This window comes from Bacillus sp. 22475 (assembly GCF_052044835.1).
Taxonomy (GTDB): Bacteria; Bacillota; Bacilli; order Bacillales; family Bacillaceae_G; genus Bacillus_A; species Bacillus_A cereus.
In genome coordinates this window covers 106,890-128,323 of the sequence record NZ_JBQENW010000007.1, presented here as the reverse complement: position 1 = coordinate 128,323, position 21,434 = coordinate 106,890, and the positions used below count along the sequence as shown (strand labels likewise).

Genomic DNA, 21,434 nt, shown 5'->3' with positions numbered 1-21,434 from the left:
ATAGTTATTAATAAAATACCTCAAAAATAAAGAAGGAGCCTATGCTCCTTCTTTATTTTTTTCTCCATTTTTTCCACAAATAAAACAATCCAATGCAACCGGCGATCGTTACAACCCACTTCGCTTCATTTGTTCCGTTCATGACTTGGTATGCCGAATATACTTCAATCAATAAGGCCGGTATTTTACCTATTGTACTGGCAATACTGAAGGAGAGTAATGACATTTTCCCTAGAGCTGCAAATAAAGTCACGATACTTGATGGGATGAAAGGTATCAGTCGGAACGATAGAACGAGTAGAAAGGCCTCTCTACCTTCTACATAAAGAAGACGCTCTACCTTTGGGTACTTATTTACTTTATCGTGAGTGAACTTTTGAAGGCCTATACGATAAATATAAAACGAGATAATAGCCCCTAAGGCCTCACCTGCGATTGAAATGATTGTGCCATTTGTTACACCGAAGAGCTGTATGTTAATGGCGGTTAAAAAGATGCTAGGAATAACACCTAAAAGACTAATGATGATGTTAATTAAGATACTAAGTGGAATTGCGATTGAATAGTATTCTGTTAAGAAATTTTGAATCGTTTCAGCCATTGTTTAAAATCCTTTATCTTTTTTTGCATTACACCATATTTCGTTTGTATAGGCAAGGGTAAATTTACATAATGTAGAAAAATGTTGATAAGAAGGTGTCTTTATACCTTATATAGGTATTGGGTATATAAAAACAGGGGTATTTTAAATTATTTTGAAAAACACTATGAAAACCTTTATATAAAAGAGTTCTATAGTTATATTATCAGTGTTTTCATCTGGGAAATAATCATAAAATATAGGGGGTATATATTATAAAAGTAGAAAAATAGAGGGTTGATGAAATTGCGCGGGTAAATATGGAAAAATAGATGAAAAAAATGAAAACTGATAGATTTTTTCGTTGTGAAATTGACTTTTAGTGAAGTTGCGATAATAATCATGAAAGAGGTGATATGATGAAACGAATAAGTAGTCTTTTCTTGAGTGGTTTATTGGCACTAATGCTGATCTTAAGTGGATGTGCAGGAAAAGAACAAAAAACAGAGAAACAAACAGGGAATCAATCGACATCAGTAGAAAAAATTAGTGATAATATTTTAGATGAAATGGAAGGGCCACCTAAAAATGGTCATACGATTGAAAGACATGTAGGCAAATCAGAAGAAGATTTGAAGAATCGCTTGAAGACAGATAAAGTATCAGCAGCAAGTACATACTATGACAAGGAAACAGCAACGAAAGCTGTAAAAGATAGTTTGAAGCAGCATGATAAGGAAATTCAAGACTGGTTAAAAAGTTCTAAAGAGGCTCGTCTCGTATTAAATACAACACATTCATTCCCGGTTGGAAAAACGGTAATAAAGAAAAATATGAGTGTAAAAGACAAGTTGGTAAAAACTGTTACTGTTTTAGCAAGAGATAAGTCAGGAGAATTAGGGTTTAAGATTATTACTTCTTATCCATCTGATAAATAAGAAGGGGGAGTACATTATGTATACGACATTACAATACTTTCTTAAATCGTACTGTACGTTAAGTATTCATGAGGATGAAATAGTAAGCGTGATGGAAGAGTTTATTGAACAAGAAGACGAAGAAATCGTTTTGAAATTACGTGATGAATTAATAAATATGAAGAAAAAGAACGTGTGGGAAGAGGCGTGTGTATTAGCTGCGAAGGAAGGGAATCGTATGTGGTCTTTAGAAGAAACGAAAGACCATCTTGAAACTTTTTTACTATTACTGCAAAAGAAAAAGGCGTGATTAAATCACGCCTTTTTCTTTATGCTATTCGGTTGATATTATCTATTCTTTTGGAGCGCTTTTATATACGCTTTTTGAAATTTGTCCATTTGATATTACTGCCCCGTTTTGTGTTACTTTTTTATACGTAACCGCTGTGATTTTATCACTAGTCCTACTAATTACTTGAGAAGAAACTTCAACATTTTTACCAGTATTTGTACCGAAAATGCGTGTAGTAATACTACCTCCATTTGAAAATGCTTGAATATAAATATGATTGCCCGTATTATTTTTAAATTTTAAATCTGGACCATAATCTGCTACTGCTGCATCTTGCCCAAGTGGTAAATAATTTACCGGCATAGAATGATTGCTTCGAGAAACAATGCCTAAATCTGCCCTTAAAGCTGCGCTGTATAAAGTACTACTGACTTGGCAAACTCCTCCGCCTGCACTTTGTATTACTTTACCTTGTGAATATACTGCTGCAGATTTATAACCATGTGCAGCGTCAGTTACGCCAACGCGGCCATTAAAACTAAATGTTTCATCAGGTGCGACAATAACCCCACTTAAAGTATTGGCTGACTTATTTACGTTAAATGATTGATTTCCGTTACGGCCAGCCATTGGCGTAGAATATTCAGCAATGACTTCTTTAATCCCCATTTTCTGTATGTCTTCTGTAGAACGTTCTGGTTTTATGAATGTAACTGGCAATGTAACATCTAATTTACCAGTAGTAATAGCTTCGTTTGTTAAACCGTTTAGTTTCCCTTTATCAATTTTTTCTCCGTTTTGGCTTTGGCTAACATTTACTGTTGAGCCTTCAATACTTAATTCTGCATTAACAGGATTTTTTAATGTTTCATTATATTTATCTTTTATAAAGGTTTCATAAGCAGTTGCATTTAATTGTGGTGTTAATTTATAGTCCCGTTTTAATTCACCGTTTTCAGCTTGCTTACGCATTTTGTAACGATTCATTACGTTTCCTTCTTGTTCTTTAAAGATTTTGTCAATAATATCTTTCTCTTTATAATTTATCCCTAAATCTTTCCATGTGTAAGTTTGTTTATCGTTTTGGAATATGTAGGTAAGGGATTTTTGATCTAATTCAGTTACCTTTTGATTAATAATGGCTTGAATATCTTTCTTATTTTTTCCATCGAGAGAAATACCTTCAAATGTAGTATTTGGTAATGCAGTAGTATCTAATTGATTATTTAATTTGGAGACATATTGATATCCCCCAACACCGCCTACACAAAGTAATATGCCCCCAGCAATTGCAGAACCAATCAGTATTTTACTTAGCTTCATTTATTTCCCCCCAGAAATTTATGTATAAATATATGTATTACATTTTTTGTATAAAAATCATGAAAATAACATTATGTACGTACTAGTATACTATTATTTTTACTGTGTGTGTAATGTTTTCATAAAAAATGTTACATTGCTGTAATAATTGTCACTTCTTGTCACAATGTGTATGAAAAATATGTTGAAAAATATAATAAAAAGGCTGTCTAGAAAGATCTAGCAGCCTTTTTATTATAATTTTTTATGTTCATTTTTATTCGTAACACCGAGATGTTTTTGAAGGGTAGTTGAAATAGTATCGACGCTTTTTTCATTTGGAACGTAATAATAAATACCACCTATATACTTATCTGTACCTTCTACTTGCATTTTTTCCATCTTTAAATTTGAATCCATTGAATTTTTTGTAATTGTCATCATATCATCAAACGTTAAATTGGTTTTTAAGTCTTTATCGACAGCGTCTAGTAGGCCACCGATTTTATTAATGGAATTAAGAGATAGTGCCTTTTCAGCAATGGCCTCTAATACAAGCTGTTGTCGTTGGCCACGCATATAATCACTATCGATATGACGAGTTCTAGCTAGTGCCAGTGCCTCTTCTCCATTTAAATGTTGACGTCCTTTTTTTAGATGAATTGCATCTGCTTCATCTTTACTATTTTGCTCTGTGAACTCAACTGGAACGTCCACAGTAATACCACCAAGAGAATCAACAATTTTGATAAAGGATTTAAAGTTGAATTTTACATAATAATCAACTGGAACATCTAAAAAGTTCTCTACCGTATCAATTGTGCTGTCTACACCACCGAATACGTGCGCATGTGTAATTTTATCGTATTTATCACGTGATTTAATGTAGACGCGTGAGTCACGTGGAATGCTTACAAGTTTAACGGATTTATCGTTTTTATTAATTGTTGCAAGTAATAACGCATCTGTTCGAGTCGCTTTTCCATAACCTTTTTCCCTAATTTCACTTTCATCAACACCCATAATAAGTACGGAAATGTTGTCGGTCATAGGTTTAACAGCTTTTTCACGTTTACTGGACTTATCTCCTCGACCTAGTTCAGCATAAGCATTATTTAAGACGGACTTTGCTTTACTGTATATATGGAAGGAGTAGCCTCCTGCTCCAAGTGCTACAATTAGTAATGGAATAAGAAGGAACCAAAGTAGGCGTTTTTTCTTTGAGCGTCCTTTTTTGGCTCGCGTATTGTTGTTCGTGTCGGATTTCATCATTTTTTCTCCTTTAAAACTATCAAAGTGTATACATTTAGAAGTGTATTCAAACACATAAAAAATATTTTACGCTAAATAAAAGCGATTGTACATGTATAAAAAATAGATGTCTTGATTATTTATAAGACATCTATTCGTTATTGTATACAAAAGATAGGGATAAGAAAATGATAAAATTTTACCTAATTACAACATAATGCTTACGATAATTGCAGATAAAATGCTAACGAGAGTAGCTCCATATAGTAATTTAAGGCCAAACCTCGCAACAACGTTTCCTTGTTCCTCGTTTAGTCCTTTTACCGCACCTGAAATAATACCAATGGAAGAGAAATTGGCAAAAGACACAAGGAAAACAGAAATAATACCAACTGTACGGGGAGAAAGGCTATTAGAAATTTTACTGAGGTCCATCATTGCAACAAATTCATTCGTTACAAGCTTCGTTGCCATAATGCTGCCAGCTGCGACAATTTCAGAACTTGGTACACCGATAAGGAATGCGATAGGTGCAAATACATAGCCGATTAATTGTTGGAACGTAATACCGAATATAATGAGGAACAGGTCATTAATACAACTAATTAATGCGACGAATCCGATGAGCATAGCGCCGACAACAATGGCTACACGAAAACCATCAAGAATGTATTCTCCAAGCATTTCAAAAAAGCTTTGTTTTTCACCTTTGATTTCTAAAATATCTTCGTCATCTTTAACGTCGTAAGGGTTAATGATGAGTACGATAATAAAACCGCTAAATAAATTGAGAACGAGTGCAGTTACTACATATTTAGGTTCAATCATTGTCATATAGGCACCTACGATAGACATAGATACGGTTGACATAGCAGAGGCACAAAGTGTATAAAGACGGTGTTTTGGAATTTGAGCTAATTGCTTTTTCACTGTAATAAAAACTTCTGATTGACCGACAATGGCAGAGGCGATAGCGTTGTAAGATTCTAATTTCCCAAGACCATTTATTTTACTAAGAAAGTACCCGATCCAATGAATAAAAAATGGTAGTATTTTGAAATGTTGTAATATGCCAATTAAAACAGAAATAAAGACGATTGGTAATAATACATTAAGGAAAAATGGCATTTCACCTTTATTTGCAAGACCACCAAATACGAAATTTATTCCATCAGCAGCATACTCGAGTAGCTTGGTAAACAAACTGGAAATGATTCTAATTAGTATGAGGCCGACTTCTGTATTTAGTAGTAAATAGGTTAAAATTAACTGTATAATAAGCATGATAAAAATTGGTTTAAATTTAATATGCTTCTTATTATTGCTAGCAATATAAGCGAGCAAGAAAACAACAATTAGTCCGACGAAAAAAGTAATGAATTTCATGATAAGCCCCCTAAAAGAGATATTCTGCTATATATGTTTTTCATTTCAAGAGAGAATATGCATCTTTGGTAAAGAAAGGAATAGAGAGAGTATGAATATATGTAGAGTGCATCACGTTGCAATTATTTGTTCGAATTATGAGACGTCAAAGTATTTTTATACTAGAATATTAGGATTTAAAGAACTGAATGAAGTATATAGAAAGGAACGAGATTCTTATAAATTAGATTTATGTGTAGGAGAAGAGTATCAAATCGAATTATTTTCATTTCCAAATCCGCCTGAGCGCAAAAGTTTTCCAGAAGCAGCAGGTCTTAGACATTTAGCATTTGCTGTTACAAATATAGAAGAAGCTGTGAAGCATTTAAATCAATGTGGTGTTGAGACAGAATCGATCCGTATTGATGAAATAACAGAGAAGAAATTCGTCTTTTTCCAAGATCCCGATGGTTTACCTTTAGAATTGTATGAGGTTTGAAAATTGGTGGATTTTATATAGAGTTGCTTTCCAATAATTGAAGAAACTAAAGTGAAACTTCTTTTTAAAAGGAGGTGTAACTTTAGCTAAGAAAGCTAAAGGACATATGTGGATATTTTAAAATTATTGATGGTAGTCATTCTTATTGGGTTAACAGCATTTTTTGTGGCTGTTGAGTTTGCAATTATTAAGGTACGTAGCAGTCGTATTGATCAACTCGTTAGCGAAAAAAGACGAGGTGCACTGGCAGCTAAAAAGGTAACTTCAAACTTAGATGAATATTTATCGGCCTGTCAGCTAGGTATTACAATTACTGCTTTAGGGCTCGGGTGGTTAGGGGAACCAACTATTAAACATTTACTCGAGCCGTTGTTTTTAAAATTACAATTCTCACCTGCAATTTCCAGTACAGTTTCATTTATTATTGCCTTTGCAGTAATTACATTTTTACATGTTGTCATTGGGGAACTTGCTCCAAAGACATTTGCTATACAAAAAGCAGAACAAGTTAGCTTATTGTTATCGAAACCACTTATTTATTTTTACCGAGTTATGTATCCGTTTATTTGGGCTTTGAATGGTTCAGCGAGGGTTGTAACTGGTTTATTCGGATTACATCCAGCTTCTGAACATGAAGTAGCTCATTCAGAAGAAGAATTAAGGTTAATCTTATCTGAGAGCTATGAGAGCGGAGAGATTAACCAAAGGGAATTTAAATATGTAAATAATATTTTTGAATTTGATAATAGAGTAGCAAAAGAAATTATGGTACCTCGTACGGAAGTTGTAGGCTTATATGAGGACGAACCATTCGAAACACATATTAAAGTAATCGCACAAGAAAAGTACACGAGATATCCTGTATTTGGTGAAGATAAAGATGAAATTATTGGGATGGTTAATGTAAAAGATTTATTTATTCGTTATATGGATGGGAATCGGGACGAGGAGTGCTCGATTATGCCATATACAAGGCCAGTTATTGAAGTGCTAGAAAATATTCCAATTCATGATTTACTATTACAAATGCAAAGAAAACACATACCATTAGCTGTATTGTATGATGAATATGGTGGTACAGCAGGGATTGTTACACTAGAGGATATTTTAGAAGAAATTGTTGGAGAAATTCGAGATGAATACGATGAAGATGAACACCCGCCTATAGAGCATGTAAGTGAAGGGTATAAAATCGTAGAGGGAAAAGTGCTTATTAGTGAAGTAAATGATTTGCTTGGCATACATTTAATTGCTGATGATGTAGATACAATTGGTGGCTGGATTATGGTACAAAAACAAATCGTTGCTGAAGGAGATGTTATTGAGAAACACGGTTTTTATTTTAGAGTCCTTGAAAAGGATATGCATCAAATTAAACGAGTGGAAATAAGGAAAGTAGAAGAATGATGTTCTATAAACTTTAATAAAAAGGATATACAGAAAAATAAATGTTTGCGCTTTCAAAAAAGGTGCTATATAGTGAAGGTGGATACTGAAAAATTCTTCTGAATGATACTCGTGTTTTTAGAGGGTGGATTTTTTGGATAAGGATTTAGAATGAAAAAGTATAGGTGATAAAAATGATAGCAACGAAGGATATACGTATAGAAAAAGATTTTTTAGGTGAAAAAGAAGTACCAAATGCAGCTTATTATGGTGTACAAACATTACGTGCCGTAGAAAACTTCCCAATTACAGGATATCGCATTCATCCATCACTCATTACAGCAATGGCAATTGTGAAAAAAGCGGCGGCACTTGCGAATATAGATACTGGTTACTTAGCTAAAGACATTGGACATGAAATTGCAGAAGCAGCGCAAGAAATTGTTGATGGAAAGTTTCATGATCAATTTATCGTGGATCCTATTCAAGGCGGAGCCGGAACTTCTATTAATATGAATACAAATGAAGTAATTGCGAATAGAGCTTTAGAACGTATGGGATATGAAAAAGGGGCGTACGCGAAAATTAGCCCAAACACTCATGTGAACATGGCCCAATCAACGAACGATGCGTTTCCAACAGGGATTCATATTGCAACTCTTATGATGTTAGAAAAGCTTCTTATTACAATGGAAGAACTCCATTCTGCTTTTCGTAAAAAAGCAAAAGAGTTTGATCACGTTATTAAAATGGGACGCACACATTTACAAGATGCAGTTCCAATTCGCCTTGGACAAGAATTTGAAGCGTATAGCCGAGTGCTTGCGCGTGATATAAAAAGAATTAAACAGTCTCGTCAACATTTATATGAAGTGAATATGGGGGCGACAGCTGTTGGTACAGGATTAAATGCAAATCCTACGTATATTGAACAAGTAGTAAAACATTTAAGAACGTTTAGTGGATTCCCACTTGTTGGTGCAGAGCATTTAGTTGATGCAACGCAAAATACAGATGCATATACAGAAGTATCTGCAGCACTTAAAGTATGTATGATGAACATGTCTAAAATTGCAAACGATCTTCGTATTATGGCATCTGGGCCACGTGTTGGGTTAGCTGAAATTCAATTGCCAGCACGTCAGCCGGGTTCATCGATTATGCCAGGTAAAGTAAATCCAGTTATGGCAGAAGTGATTAACCAAGTCGCATTCCAAGTAATCGGAAACGATCATACAATTTGCTTAGCATCAGAAGCAGGACAATTAGAGTTAAACGTAATGGAGCCTGTGCTTGTATTTAATTTAATTCAATCTATAAGTATTATGAATAATGGATTCCGTGTATTCCGTGAATATTGTATTGAAGGAATTACAGCAAATGAAGAATTACTGAAGCAATATGTTGAGAAAAGTGTTGGCATTATTACAGCAGTTAATCCTCATATTGGTTATGAAGCAGCATCTCGTATTGCACGTGAAGCAATTGAAACAGGAAAATCTGTTAGAGAGTTATGTTTAGAACATGGTGTACTGACAGAAGAGGAATTGGATATTATTTTAGATCCATTCGAAATGACTCACCCTGAAATTGCTGGAGCTTCTTTATTAAAAAATAAAAAAATGTAATGTGAAAAACACCGATCCATTTGGATCGGTGTTTTATTTTTAAAAGATATTAAATACAGCGTTTAATTGAAGTAAGCTAATAACAGCTAAGAAGATTAAACTGTATTTCATTGCTGTTTTAAATAGAGCAGATTCTTTACCAACTAGTCCAACTGCGGCACAAGCAACTGCTACAGATTGTGGTGAAACCATTTTTGCCATTGTACCACCTACTACGTTTAAGGCAACGAGTGTAGAAGGAACGATGTTTAACTGGTCTGCTGTTACTGCTTGAAGTGGTGCAAATAAAGAACCACTTGAAACTACTGAACCTGTAATGAATACGCCAATCCATCCTAAGATTGGAGAAAGAACTGGGAATGCATTACCAGTAGAAGAGAATGCAAGTCCAAGTGTAGATGACATACCAGAGTAGTTTTCTACGTAAGCTAAAGCGATAACGCTACAAATTGTATATACTGGAGCTTTTAATTCTTTCATTGTTTCAATCATTAATTCTTTAACCATTTTACCTTTTACGCGGTAAACGATAAGTGAAACGATAATTGCTAGTACAATCGCAGTAGTTGTAGAAGAGAATACATCGAATTTGAAAACAGCTGCGAAAGGTGTATCAGCTTTTGTAATTGGTGTAGTTTTCATAACAGCATTATGAAGACCAGGGAACTGAATGTTAAATACTAAGTTTGCTAACGCACCATCTGGAGCAAATAAAGCTTTAATCGGTTTTAAGTTAAAGATTGTTACAAATGCAGTTAAGAATACGAATGGAGACCAAGCATATAAAATTTGATTGAATGTATGTGATACTTTAGTTTCTTGTTTTTCTTCTTTAGTAGAAGATTTTGGTTGCCAAACACGTAAGAATAATGCAAGAGCAATCATACTTACAACGGCTGCGAAAATGTTAGTAAGTTCTGCGCCTAAGAAGTAAGTTACAAGGAACTGAGTAATTGCGAAAGAAACACCACTTACAAGAATACCTTGCCAAGTTTCTTTAATACCTTTAATTCCATCGACCATTGAAACAAGTAAGAAAGGTAAGATGATACTAATGAAAGGTAAAATAAGAACAGTTTGACGACCGATAGTTAATGCGTCAAGTTCAGTTAATTGTGCTGGTACTGTAACTGGAATACCCATAGCACCCATAGCACCACCAGCGATATTAGCTACTAAACAAATACCTGCTGCTTTTAATGGGTTAAATCCCATACCTACAAGTAGTGCAGCTGTAATAGCAACTGGAACCCCTAAACCAGCTGCGCCTTCTAAGAAAGCACCGAAAGAATAAGCGATTAATAATACTTGTAAACGTTGATCATTTGTAATGCTTGAAATACTATCGCGAATAATATTGAATTGCTCTGTTTTAACAGTTAATTTGTAAAGGAAAATTGCGGCGATAACGATAGTACAAATTGGATAAAATCCAGATAAAACACCGAACCCGGCAGATGCTACAGCTACTGTTGCTGGCATTTTATAAACAAATATTGCAAGGATAATAGCGACAATCACACTATAAAGACCAGCCATGTAACTTTTCATTTTGAATCCCATTAAACAAATGATGAAACAAAAGATTGGAAGTGCTGCGATTAGTGCAGATAACCAAATATTGTTTAATGGGTCATAAATTTGTGTCCAAGTACTCATAATAATGACAACTCCTATCTATTATATGTGAAGAAATTCACATTATTTGTGAAACTATTCACAATCAACTTACATGCTTAGTATATTCTCCTTCAACACTATTGTCAACGTAAAAAAGTATAATTATTCCATAATAGTGTTAAAAGAAAAGCTTTGTTCATAAAGTAGACAAAAAACACACTCAAATGAATTTAAGTGTGCTGTATAAACTATTTGCATATTATTTTGCTTATTCAGATGGCATGTTCCTTATAGGCGTATATTAGATGCCATCTTTTATATCGAGTATAAAGTTTGATATATGAACTGATCTGTCCTGTTTGATCTAGTGAGGGAGGAATGGCGAGTGGATTTAATAGGAAGTTTTGCACAACAGTCCAACCGCTTGCAATACGAATAAAAAATTAGAAACAAATTTTTAATACCACATCATCTCTTTTTACTGAAAATTCCTTTTAGCGTAACAAAGAGGTTAAGTATAGTTCAGCTACATTACGATAGGTTATCAATTATAGACGGTATTTTACAATACCGTTACTGTGCATTTCAATGAGGTGAAAATATAACAAAAAGCCTGATAAAACAACGTTTGCAGGCAAAGTATTCGTAGGCCATTATTTTGCTTTTTCGTTATATCATATAGTATAATATTCAAAATCAACAAGGATTTTTTCCTGAATTTTTGTTGATGAAAATGGAAAAATTTTTCGGCTTTATAGGTTGATAAAGTTATGTCGTAACAGGAAATATAAGAACAGATATATAAATAAATAAAAAGAACATAAAAACGCAAATAAAAACGAAAATGAGGGGAACTTTATGAGCCAAAATCAATTCGAATGTCGTATTTCAGAAGAAGATGTACAAATGTTAAGAGCGTTAGCTCACCCACTTCGTCTACGTCTAGTAATGGAACTTATGCAAAGAGGGACATGTAATGTAACACAACTACAGGAAGTGTTAGAAATTCCGCAATCAACGGTTTCACAACATTTAACGAAGTTAAAGCAAAATAAAGTAGTGCGCTTTGAAAGACGAGGATTAGAAGTGTATTATCAAATCCATAATGATAAAGTAAGTGCGGTAGTAAAAACATTATTTTCTTAAAATTTGAATATTATGGAAAAAGACGTGTAGAATATACGTCTTTTTTTATTTGTCAGAAAGGTAGCGAGAGAGTAAATATTAGCATGTGAGGAAGAAATGACTATTAATCAACATGCTGCTTTACGGAATATATTCTAAAAGGAAAAGAAAAAATAGAAAGGAGTGTAGTAAGCAAAAGGAGGGATATTAGTATGGATGTGAAACGTGTGAAACAAATCTTATCTTCTTCAAGTAGAATTGACGTTACATATGAGGGCGTACCAGTATGGATTGAGAGCTGTGATGAGCAGAAGGGGAGTGCTCAAGTGTATGATGTATCTAATCCTGGTGAGAGCGTTCATGTGGACGTGACAGCTTTAGAGGAGAAATAATAAAAAAGACGCTTCTAATTTTAGAAGCGTCTTTTTGTGTGTTATTCCATCATACTCGCAACTTTTTTAGAGAAGAGAAGGAGTACAAGTCCTAAGACGATAACGATAATACCGATACTTGCAAATACTTCAAGGTATCCTAATGATTGTGTAAAGGAAGCAAGTTTACCTGCTAACCAGTTAGCCATACCCGTACCAGCTAACCATACCCCCATTAGTAATGATGCTAATTTTACAGGAGCGATTGCACTTACCATTGATAGACCGATTGGTGATAAGAATAACTCACCAATTGTATGGAAGAGATAAGTGATAACGATGAATAATAAATTCGCTTTTACAGTTATATCTGCTTCACTACTTCCAGTTTTTAGAACTGCTAATGTTAAAACAAGATAACCTATACCTAGTAAAATCATACCAAATGCCATTTTTGTTGGCACGTTTAAATCACCGCGTTTTGTTTTAGAAAGTTTTAACCATAGCATAGATACAAATGGTGCAAGTAGTACGATGAATGCTGGATTAACGGATTGGAACCAAGATGTTGGAACTTCCCAACCGAAAATTGTACGATCTACAAATTTATTTGTATAAAGTGTTAAAGAACTACCAGCTTGTTCAAATCCTGCCCAGAAGAATACTACGAAACAAGTTAAAATTACAATTGCCCAAGTACGATTTTTCTCTTGTTTTGTTAAAGGTTTCTTTTCGATTACAGGTTGATCTTTTGATTTTTTACCAACAACTGTTGTTCCTGCTTTACCAAGGTAACGAGGAGCTAATAAGTTGAAAACAATTTGTCCAATAATCATACCGATACAAGCTGCTAAGAATCCGTATTTATATCCCATTACAATAACGCCATTAGCGCTTGTTTTAAAGAAATCTTCTGCTAAAAATCCACAAATAAGTGGAGCAAAGAAAGCACCTACGTTAATACCCATATAGAAGATAGTAAATGCACTGTCACGACGTGAATCATTTTCGCCATACAATTCACCTAACAGTGTAGAAATATTTGGTTTGAAGAATCCATTACCAATAACTAATAGTATTAATCCAAGGAATAGTCCTGTTTTTGTATTCATTGAGAATAGTACAAAATTGCCGATTGCCATAATGATTCCGCCGAGAGTAATGGCATGACGTCTTGTGATATAATGATCCGTTAGCCATCCGCCTATAATTGGCATGAAATATACTGCCGCTGTAAAAGTACCATATAATTGCACTGCGACTGCCTTATCAAATCCTAACCCGCCACTAACAGCAGCAGTTGTTAAATAAAGAACTAAAAGGCCACGCATTCCATAATAACTAAATCTTTCCCACATTTCTGTTAAGAACAACAAGTACAACCCTGGTGGATGTTTTTTTGGTGATTGTTGCTCTCCAGCTTTGTCTAATTTTAAAGCTGCATCCATTTTTGTTTCCCCCTAATCCTGTATAACGGATATTTATGTAATCATTTTAATTTACAAAATATTTAGAAGTCAATAGAATTATATGGAAATAGAAAGAAAATTTCTAAAAAAGTTCTATTTTTCTTCAACCGTTACTGTATTTTGCCCTGAAAACGAGATGATAAGCGTTTTCAAATGTAATAATTGAATTCTAAAAGAAAATAAAATAGTGATTAATCAGAAAATTTAGATTAAAAAATCTATTCTGATATAAAGAAAATATATTCTATTTACTTTTATAATATAACATATTGGGAATAAAAATACAAAATGAAATAATGTGACACTTCAGTGAAATGAAAAAACCAGCTCCATCAAAGAGAGAGCTGGTTAGAATAAAATTATTTAACAAAGCGTTTTTCGATATCATCTAATAGTAGGTTAGCAGCCATTACACCACCAGCTGTATTCCAAATAACGTCATCAACTTTGTATGCTTTACCATTTTTCACTGCATTTAAATTTTTAAATAGCGGATCATTGATATATTCTTTTTCTAATTCAGAGCCTTTTTTCTCATTTCCTTTATCGAATGTGAAGTAGAATAATACGTCGCCATCCATTGCAGAAATACGCTCTTTAGATACGTTACGCTCTGCAAAGTCGTCTTTATTTTGATCGCCAGGGCGTTTAAATCCAAGCTCTTTTAAAATAACACCAGAGAATGTATCACCATGATAAATACGAACATCACCAGGCATGAAACGAACCATAGAGATTTCTTGATTTACTTTATCACCAAGTTTGCCTTTTAAATCTTTCATACGTGATTCGTAATCAGATACAACTTTTTGACCTTCTTTTTCTTTATTTAATGCTTTTGCATAAAATTTGAAGTTATCTTTCCATTCCCCACGTAATGTTTCAGAGAATACAGTAGGTGCAATTGCTTTTAGTTGTTCGTACACTTTTTCGTGGCGCATTTTGTTACCGATAATTAAGTCTGGTTTTAAAGAAGCAATTGTTTCAACGTTAACTTGTCCTTCATCACCAACAACTTTTACATCTTTCATTTTATCCTTAATATGTGGATACCATGGGTCACCAGTCCAAGACTTTACAGCACCAACTGGTTTCACACCTAATTCAAGTAAAGCTTCAGTTCCTTCATTTGTTAAGATAACTACACGTTTTGGATTAGCAGGAACTTCTGTTTTACCCATTGCATGTTCTACAGTAACCACTTCTTTTTTATTATCTTCTTTTGTAGATTCTTCTTTGTTATTTGATTTTCCACAAGCACTTAAAAGTATTGAAAATGCTAGTAAAAATACAAATACTGTAAACGATTTCTTCCGCATGAAATTCATTATGTACCCCCTACATGTTGAGAATATTTTTCAATAGCAAGCATGATGTTAAGCCTTTATCTTTTGATTGTCAATACATATGGTTGAAAATAATTCTCATTTCCGTTGACAATAAGAATTAAGTTGAAATACACTTACAACGTATCATTATACATTGAAGGGGAAACGCTGCATGTTATTAAAAACAAATCAAGCAAAATGGATTGGATTATTTGTTGGAATCATTGCAGTCGTTATTTGTATTTGGGGAAGTATTATTTTCGGATATACAAATACGAGCTGGAAATTAGCGCTAGATGCTTTTTTCCATTTTAATGGTTCTAATGAACATATTATTATTCAAAATGTGCGCCTTCCAAGGGCACTTATAGCAGCAAGTGTTGGTGCTAGTTTAGCCATCGCGGGTTGTCTTATGCAAACTTTAACTAAGAATCCACTTGCTTCTCCAGATTTTATTGGATTAAATTCAGGTGCTGCGTTCTTCATAGTTGTAGCAATTGTAATCTTTTCAGTAACATCATTATCAGCTTTCACATGGATTGCCTTTTTAGGAGCGGCGGTTGCCGCTGTACTTGTATTTGCTTCTAGTTCTTTAGGAAAAGAAGGGACTACTCCTCTGAAGTTAACGTTAGCAGGGGTCGCAATTAGTGCGTTATTTTCATCATTAACACAAGGATTACTTGTGTTAAATGAAAAAGCACTTGAAGAGGTATTATTTTGGCTTGCCGGATCTGTGCAAGGGAGAAAGTTAGAAATTTTACAATCTGTATTCCCATATTTATTAATAGGATGGATTGCGTCTCTTATGATGGCAGGGAAAGTAAATACATTGATGATGGGAGAAGACGTGGCGAAAGGACTTGGACAACGAACAATTTTAATGAAATCATTCGTGTTACTTATTATTGTACTGTTGTCTGGTGGTTCAGTTGCAGTTGCTGGCCCAATTGGATTTATTGGAATTATTACTCCGCACTTTGCTAGATTTCTTGTTGGAGTTGACCACAGATGGAGAGTGCCCTATAGCGGATTGTTAGGTGCAATACTACTAATATTGGCTGATATAGCAGCAAGATATGTCATTATGCCACAAGAAGTACCAGTAGGAGTTATGACAGCATTTATTGGAGCACCGTTCTTTATTTATATTGCACGTAAGAGAGGGCTTAGCAAATGAAGAAATATATTCCGTTTCGTATAGGAAAAGGCGAGCTCTCGTTTTTAATGTATAAACGAGCTTGTCTCGTCTTATTCAGTTTACTAGTTGTTTTAATAGGATTATTCTTTGCGAGCGCAGGTATGGGAGACATGAAAATTGCTCCTTATGACGTATGGCAAGCAATTACCGGAAATGGTGATGCGATGTCAAATATGGTTGTAAATAAGTTTCGTATGCCGCGTATTTTAATTGCTATCCTCGTAGGAATTGCGCTTGCGGTAGCGGGCTGTATTTTACAAGGGCTCGTTCGAAATCCACTTGCTTCTCCTGATATCATCGGGATCACGGGCGGGGCAAGTGTCGCAGTTGTATTATTTTTAGCGCTATTTAGTGATAAAAATAATGCACTAACGGTAAGTATTCATTATATGCCGCTCGCAGCCTTTGCAGGAGCAACGATTGTAGCGGTTTTTGTATACTTATTTGCATGGCAAAATGATGGATTATCACCAATTAGTCTCGTTTTAATTGGTGTTGGATTTTGGGCATTAACGAAGGCGGCGACAACATTATTTATGTTGCTAGCACCAATTTATCAAGCGAGCCAAGCGAATGTATGGATTACGGGTACCGTTTACGGCTCTTCTTGGCAAAATGTTATGGTACTTGCGCCTTGGGTTCTCATTTTAACAGTAATATCATTTATCGCAGCTAGGCATTTAAATGCACAAGAGCTAGGGGATGATATAGCGGTAGGACTTGGGGTTCCTTTAACGAAGTCGCGTGTATTTATGTTATTACTTAGTACAGCTTTAATTGGTGGTGCGGTAGCTTTTGCCGGAGGGATTGGATTTGTCGGTTTAATGGCACCTCATATTTCACGAAGATTAGTTGGTTCTTTATACGGTGCATTACTCCCAGTTGCAGCTATTGTCGGTGCAATTCTAGTACTTGCTGCAGATTTAATAGGGCGTACAATTTTCACACCACTTGAAATTCCAGCAGGGGTATTTACATCAGCAATTGGTGCACCTTATTTCATTTATTTACTTTATAAAAGTCGGAATTCATAAAGGGAGATGAATATGCAAAAAGCATTGGAGACGAAACGCTTGACGTTGTCTTATGGTGAAACAATTATTATTGATGAGCTGAACTTAGAAATTCCAAAAGGAGAAATTACAATTTTTATCGGTTCTAACGGTTGCGGGAAATCAACTTTATTACGTTCACTAGCCAGATTATTAAAGCCAACAAATGGTGATATTTTGTTAGATAATCAAGCAATTCAAAGTATGCAAACGAAGCAAATTGCTCGTCAAATGGCGATTTTACCACAAGGACCACAAGCACCAGAAGGACTTACAGTATTACAACTTGTAAAGCAAGGGCGCTATCCATACCAAACATGGCTGAAGCAATGGTCAGAAAAAGACGAGGAAATGGTACAGAAGGCACTTGCAGCAACAGGTATGACAGAATTTGCTGAGCGTGATGTGCATGCTCTTTCAGGTGGGCAGCGTCAACGTGCTTGGATCGCAATGACACTTGCACAAGATACAGATATCATTTTACTGGATGAGCCAACTACATACTTAGATATGACTCACCAAATTGAAGTGCTAGATTTATTATTCGAATTAAATGAAACAGAACAAAGAACAATTGTTATGGTATTACATGATCTAAATTTAGCATGCCGCTATGCAGATAACATTGTAGCAATTCAAGATAAACAAATATATGCACAAGGTAAACCTGAAGAAGTGGTAGATGAGAAACTAGTACGTGATGTATTCCGAATGGAGTGTCAAATTAGTACGGATCCGTTGTTTGGAACACCGCTTTGTATCCCGCATGGAAGAGGAAGACGTGTAGTTAAAGAAGTTGCTCAGGCGATGAGATAAAAAAACGATGAGTGATTCATCGTTTTTTTTATTTGGTACAAGAAAATAAGAGGAAGAGAGGAATTCGTAAGCGACGTTTATACTCTTCTTCATTTTGAAAATAGATTGGATTTGGTGTAGCTTCTTTTAATGATGTAATGGTAAATCCAGCTTGCTGTAATAATGTGAAATACTCTTCCGTTGTACGATGATATTTAATAACTTCTTGGTCAATCCATGGTTCAACCCGTTTGCCTAGTTTAAAATAATCATCGACGAGCCAACTCGTTCTTTTACCACTTGTTTGTAAGCTTTCAAAGGAAGAAGTAATAACGGGATGTTGAACGCTAAAGGTAAAGGTGCCATTTGTTTTTAAAGTTTGAAACACATTTTGAAAAATGGCATCAAGATGTTCAATATAATGTAAGGCGAGTCTAGATGTTACTAAATCAAAAGTGGAAGAGGGATAGGTATAATCTTTGAGGTTTAAAAAATGAACAGATCCATTTTTATTTTCTAGTTGATTTTTAGCTTTTTCATACATAAGTTCGGAGCCTTCAATGCCAGTGTAAGAGTAGCATCCCTTTTCTAATAATTCCGCACCAAACTTAGCGTCACCACAGCCTAAATCGAGAATTTGTTTTCCTTGCACATGACCAATGAGCTGAAAGAATACTGGTTTTTCAATGGATTCATTTGGGCTATTTTCTCGGTATCTTCGTTTCATATATTGTTCGGAAAATGCTGTGTTATTGTATACATCAGATTCTGTAAATGCCATGTTTGAAGCCTCCCTAAATATTTTTTTAATTCTATCAAATATGAAAAGTAAATGATAGATTTATTGTAATGAATCATATATAATCTAGAATTGTAAGCGGTTACTTTAAACTATTTTTCTATAATAAATTCTGAAAACGTGTTAAGCTAGTAGAGGGATTATTAGAACTATTAAGATAATAATCCGCTTACATGAACGATGGGAGGCTTCACGATGTCTAGTAAAACACTTGCGAAATTTTTAGAAGAAAATTTAGAGGATTTAAAATCAAAGGGGCTTTATAACGTAATTGATCCGCTTGAGAGTTCGAATGGACCGATCATTACAATAGGCGGAAAAGAATATATTAACTTATCTTCAAACAACTATCTTGGATTAGCAACAGATAGCCGTTTGCAAGAAGCAGCAATTGGTGCTATTCATAAGTACGGCGTTGGAGCAGGGGCTGTTCGTACAATTAACGGTACTTTAGATTTGCATATTAAGTTAGAAGAAACAATTGCAAAGTTTAAACATACAGAAGCAGCAATTGCTTATCAATCAGGATTTAACTGTAATATGGCAGCGATTTCAGCTGTTATGGATAAAAATGATGCGATTCTTTCAGACGAATTAAATCATGCATCTATTATTGACGGTAGTCGTCTATCAAAAGCAAAAATTATTGTTTATAAACATTCTGATATGGAAGATTTACGCCAAAAAGCAATCGCGGCGAAAGAATCAGGTCTTTACAATAAATTAATGGTAATTACAGACGGTGTCTTTTCAATGGATGGAGATGTTGCAAAACTACCAGAAATTGTTGAGATTGCAGAAGAGTTAGATTTAATGACATACGTAGATGATGCACACGGTTCAGGTGTACTTGGAAAAGGTGCAGGAACTGTAAAGCACTTCGGTCTTTCTGATAAAGTTGATTTCCAAATTGGTACATTATCAAAAGCAATTGGGGTAATTGGTGGATATGTAGCAGGGAAACAAAACTTAATTGACTGGTTAAAAGTTCGTTCACGTCCATTTTTATTCTCTACAGCATTAACACCAGCTGATGCGGCAGCTTGCATGAGATCAATTGAAATCTTAATGGAAAGCACAGAGTTACATGATCGTCTATGGGAAAACGGTCGCTATTTAAAACAAGGGTTAAAAGAACTGGGCTTTAACATTGGGGAAAGTGAAACGCCAATTACACCTTGTATTATTGGGGACGAAGTATTAACACAAGAATTTAGTAAACGTCTAAATGAAGAAGGCGTATACGCAAAATCTATCGTGTTCCCAACTGTAGCAAAAGGAACAGGTCGTGTTCGTAATATGCCTACAGCAGCTCATACGAAAGAAATGTTAGATGAAGCAATTCGTAAGTATGAAAAAGTAGGGAAAGAAATGGGCATCATTTAAGTAACGACATCTTTTGAATAGCTTGCAAATGAGGAGTGGGGAAAATGAAAAAAATTCTAGTAACCGGTTCTTTAGGGCAAATTGGTTCTGAACTAGTAATGAAACTTCGTGATGTATACGGCGCATCAAATGTTATTGCAACAGATATTCGTGAAACAGATAGTGAAGTAGTAACGTCTGGTCCATTTGAAACGTTAGATGTAACAGATGGACAAAAACTACATGATATCGCAAAGCGTAATGAAGTAGATACAATTATTCATTTAGCAGCTTTACTTTCAGCAACAGCAGAAAAAAATCCGTTATTTGCATGGAACTTAAATATGGGTGGACTTGTAAATGCATTAGAAGCAGCTCGTGAATTAAACTGTAAGTTCTTCACGCCAAGTTCTATCGGTGCATTCGGTCCATCAACGCCAAAAGATAATACACCGCAAGATACAATTCAGCGTCCTACTACGATGTATGGGGTAAACAAAGTAGCAGGAGAATTACTGTGTGATTATTATCATCAAAAATTTGGCGTAGATACGCGCGGTGTCCGTTTCCCAGGTTTAATTTCTTACGTAGCTCCTCCAGGAGGCGGAACGACTGATTATGCAGTTGAAATTTATTATGAGGCGATTAAAAAAGGTGCATACACCTCATACATTGCTGAAGGAACGTACATGGACATGATGTATATGCCTGATGCTTTACAAGCGATCATTTCATTAATGGAAGCTGATCCAAGTAAGCTAGTGCATAGAAATGCATTTAACATTACAGCAATGAGCTTTGAGCCAGAGCAAATTGCAGCGTCAATTCGTAAACACATTCCGACGTTTACAATGGATTATGCAGTAGATCCAGCTCGTCAAACAATCGCTGATAGCTGGCCAAACTCTATTGATGCAACAGCAGCAATGAAAGAGTGGGGCTTCAAAGCAGAATACGATTTAGACAAAATGACAACTGACATGCTCGCTAAGTTAAAAAAAAAGCTTGCAGCTGAGTTAGTGATGAATTAATAGGAAGGGTCGATTCTTAGGAATCGACTCTTTTTATTTGTATTTTGGGAATATACAAATA

Annotated in this window: 20 protein-coding genes; 12 read left to right on the top strand and 8 right to left on the bottom strand. The window is 34.9% G+C overall.

Features of this window, described 5'->3' with window-relative positions; translation table 11 throughout:
• Positions 1–52: 52 nt before the first annotated feature.
• Positions 53–601 carry a TVP38/TMEM64 family protein gene (locus tag ACTJJY_RS13785; protein WP_213746248.1) on the bottom strand — a complete coding sequence of 183 codons (549 nt, stop codon included), beginning with the start codon at positions 599–601 and terminating at the stop codon, positions 53–55.
• Between the two features lie 398 nt (positions 602–999).
• Here ACTJJY_RS13785 and ACTJJY_RS13780 point away from each other — a divergent pair, with 398 nt between their 5' ends.
• Together ACTJJY_RS13780 and ACTJJY_RS13775 are read left to right on the top strand one after the other, a co-directional pair.
• The gene (locus ACTJJY_RS13780) at positions 1,000–1,518 is read left to right on the top strand and encodes an RNase A-like domain-containing lipoprotein (RefSeq protein ID WP_440605737.1); all 519 of its coding nucleotides are present in this window, start codon (positions 1,000–1,002) and stop codon (positions 1,516–1,518) included.
• A gap of 16 nt (positions 1,519–1,534) precedes the next feature.
• Positions 1,535–1,807 (top strand): hypothetical protein, encoded by a 273-nt coding sequence (locus tag ACTJJY_RS13775; RefSeq protein WP_000288806.1) that lies wholly within the window; start codon positions 1,535–1,537, stop codon positions 1,805–1,807.
• A gap of 42 nt (positions 1,808–1,849) precedes the next feature.
• Here ACTJJY_RS13775 and ACTJJY_RS13770 read toward each other — a convergent pair whose 3' ends face one another.
• From ACTJJY_RS13770 to ACTJJY_RS13760, 3 genes are all read right to left on the bottom strand, one after another.
• Positions 1,850–3,112, bottom strand: a complete 1,263-nt coding sequence (locus ACTJJY_RS13770) for a VanW family protein (protein ID WP_440605736.1) — start codon at positions 3,110–3,112, stop codon at positions 1,850–1,852.
• A gap of 234 nt (positions 3,113–3,346) precedes the next feature.
• A complete protein-coding gene (locus tag ACTJJY_RS13765) occupies positions 3,347–4,363 on the bottom strand; it encodes an LCP family protein (RefSeq protein WP_002153524.1) in 1,017 nt (338 codons plus the stop codon).
• Positions 4,364–4,549: 186 nt separating this feature from the next.
• The gene (locus tag ACTJJY_RS13760) at positions 4,550–5,728 is read right to left on the bottom strand and encodes a NupC/NupG family nucleoside CNT transporter (protein ID WP_000668875.1); all 1,179 of its coding nucleotides are present in this window, start codon (positions 5,726–5,728) and stop codon (positions 4,550–4,552) included.
• 91 nt (positions 5,729–5,819) lie between these two features.
• On the opposite strand from ACTJJY_RS13760, the gene gloA2 reads away from it, so the two are divergent.
• From gloA2 to aspA, 3 genes are all read left to right on the top strand, one after another.
• Positions 5,820–6,206: an SMU1112c/YaeR family gloxylase I-like metalloprotein gene (gene gloA2, locus ACTJJY_RS13755; protein ID WP_001017682.1), complete on the top strand. Its 387-nt coding sequence runs from the start codon at positions 5,820–5,822 to the stop codon at positions 6,204–6,206.
• A gap of 108 nt (positions 6,207–6,314) precedes the next feature.
• Complete coding sequence (locus ACTJJY_RS13750; RefSeq protein ID WP_440605735.1) at positions 6,315–7,613, top strand: hemolysin family protein; 1,299 nt, start codon at positions 6,315–6,317, stop codon at positions 7,611–7,613.
• A 173-nt stretch (positions 7,614–7,786) separates the two neighbouring features.
• Entirely contained in the window at positions 7,787–9,220 is a 1,434-nt protein-coding gene (aspA, locus tag ACTJJY_RS13745) for an aspartate ammonia-lyase (protein ID WP_440605734.1), read from the top strand.
• 39 nt (positions 9,221–9,259) lie between these two features.
• On the opposite strand, the gene ACTJJY_RS13740 is transcribed toward aspA, so the two are convergent.
• Positions 9,260–10,879, bottom strand: a complete 1,620-nt coding sequence (locus tag ACTJJY_RS13740; protein WP_016083562.1) for an L-lactate permease — start codon at positions 10,877–10,879, stop codon at positions 9,260–9,262.
• Positions 10,880–11,698: 819 nt separating this feature from the next.
• Between ACTJJY_RS13740 and ACTJJY_RS13735 the strand changes: the two genes are divergently transcribed.
• Together ACTJJY_RS13735 and ACTJJY_RS13730 are read left to right on the top strand one after the other, a co-directional pair.
• The gene (locus tag ACTJJY_RS13735; RefSeq protein WP_000081428.1) at positions 11,699–11,986 is read left to right on the top strand and encodes an ArsR/SmtB family transcription factor; all 288 of its coding nucleotides are present in this window, start codon (positions 11,699–11,701) and stop codon (positions 11,984–11,986) included.
• Between the two features lie 191 nt (positions 11,987–12,177).
• On the top strand, positions 12,178–12,357 hold the full coding sequence (locus ACTJJY_RS13730) for an acid-soluble spore protein H (RefSeq protein ID WP_000382679.1): 180 nt from the start codon (positions 12,178–12,180) through the stop codon (positions 12,355–12,357).
• Between the two features lie 41 nt (positions 12,358–12,398).
• On the opposite strand, the gene ACTJJY_RS13725 is transcribed toward ACTJJY_RS13730, so the two are convergent.
• Positions 12,399–13,784: a peptide MFS transporter gene (locus tag ACTJJY_RS13725; RefSeq protein ID WP_016083560.1), complete on the bottom strand. Its 1,386-nt coding sequence runs from the start codon at positions 13,782–13,784 to the stop codon at positions 12,399–12,401.
• 380 nt (positions 13,785–14,164) lie between these two features.
• Positions 14,165–15,133, bottom strand: a complete 969-nt coding sequence (locus ACTJJY_RS13720; protein WP_440605733.1) for an ABC transporter substrate-binding protein — start codon at positions 15,131–15,133, stop codon at positions 14,165–14,167.
• 172 nt (positions 15,134–15,305) lie between these two features.
• On the opposite strand from ACTJJY_RS13720, the gene ACTJJY_RS13715 reads away from it, so the two are divergent.
• The 3 genes from ACTJJY_RS13715 to ACTJJY_RS13705 are packed head-to-tail and all read left to right on the top strand — an operon-like array spanning position 15,306 to position 18,199.
• Positions 15,306–16,310 carry a FecCD family ABC transporter permease gene (locus tag ACTJJY_RS13715; protein ID WP_000925211.1) on the top strand — a complete coding sequence of 335 codons (1,005 nt, stop codon included), beginning with the start codon at positions 15,306–15,308 and terminating at the stop codon, positions 16,308–16,310.
• Positions 16,307–17,365 (top strand): FecCD family ABC transporter permease, encoded by a 1,059-nt coding sequence (locus tag ACTJJY_RS13710; RefSeq protein WP_440605732.1) that lies wholly within the window; start codon positions 16,307–16,309, stop codon positions 17,363–17,365. The genes ACTJJY_RS13715 and ACTJJY_RS13710 overlap by 4 nt, the downstream gene beginning before the upstream one ends.
• A gap of 12 nt (positions 17,366–17,377) precedes the next feature.
• Positions 17,378–18,199 carry an ABC transporter ATP-binding protein gene (locus ACTJJY_RS13705; RefSeq protein WP_001167953.1) on the top strand — a complete coding sequence of 274 codons (822 nt, stop codon included), beginning with the start codon at positions 17,378–17,380 and terminating at the stop codon, positions 18,197–18,199.
• Positions 18,200–18,227: 28 nt separating this feature from the next.
• Here the strand turns inward: ACTJJY_RS13705 and ACTJJY_RS13700 are convergent, their stop codons facing one another.
• Complete coding sequence (locus tag ACTJJY_RS13700) at positions 18,228–18,959, bottom strand: class I SAM-dependent DNA methyltransferase (RefSeq protein WP_440605731.1); 732 nt, start codon at positions 18,957–18,959, stop codon at positions 18,228–18,230.
• A gap of 213 nt (positions 18,960–19,172) precedes the next feature.
• Here ACTJJY_RS13700 and ACTJJY_RS13695 point away from each other — a divergent pair, with 213 nt between their 5' ends.
• Both ACTJJY_RS13695 and ACTJJY_RS13690 read left to right on the top strand, forming a co-directional pair.
• Entirely contained in the window at positions 19,173–20,363 is a 1,191-nt protein-coding gene (locus ACTJJY_RS13695; RefSeq protein WP_000095906.1) for a glycine C-acetyltransferase, read from the top strand.
• Positions 20,364–20,407: 44 nt separating this feature from the next.
• Positions 20,408–21,373 carry an L-threonine 3-dehydrogenase gene (locus ACTJJY_RS13690; protein WP_000723124.1) on the top strand — a complete coding sequence of 322 codons (966 nt, stop codon included), beginning with the start codon at positions 20,408–20,410 and terminating at the stop codon, positions 21,371–21,373.
• Positions 21,374–21,434: the final 61 nt, after the last annotated feature.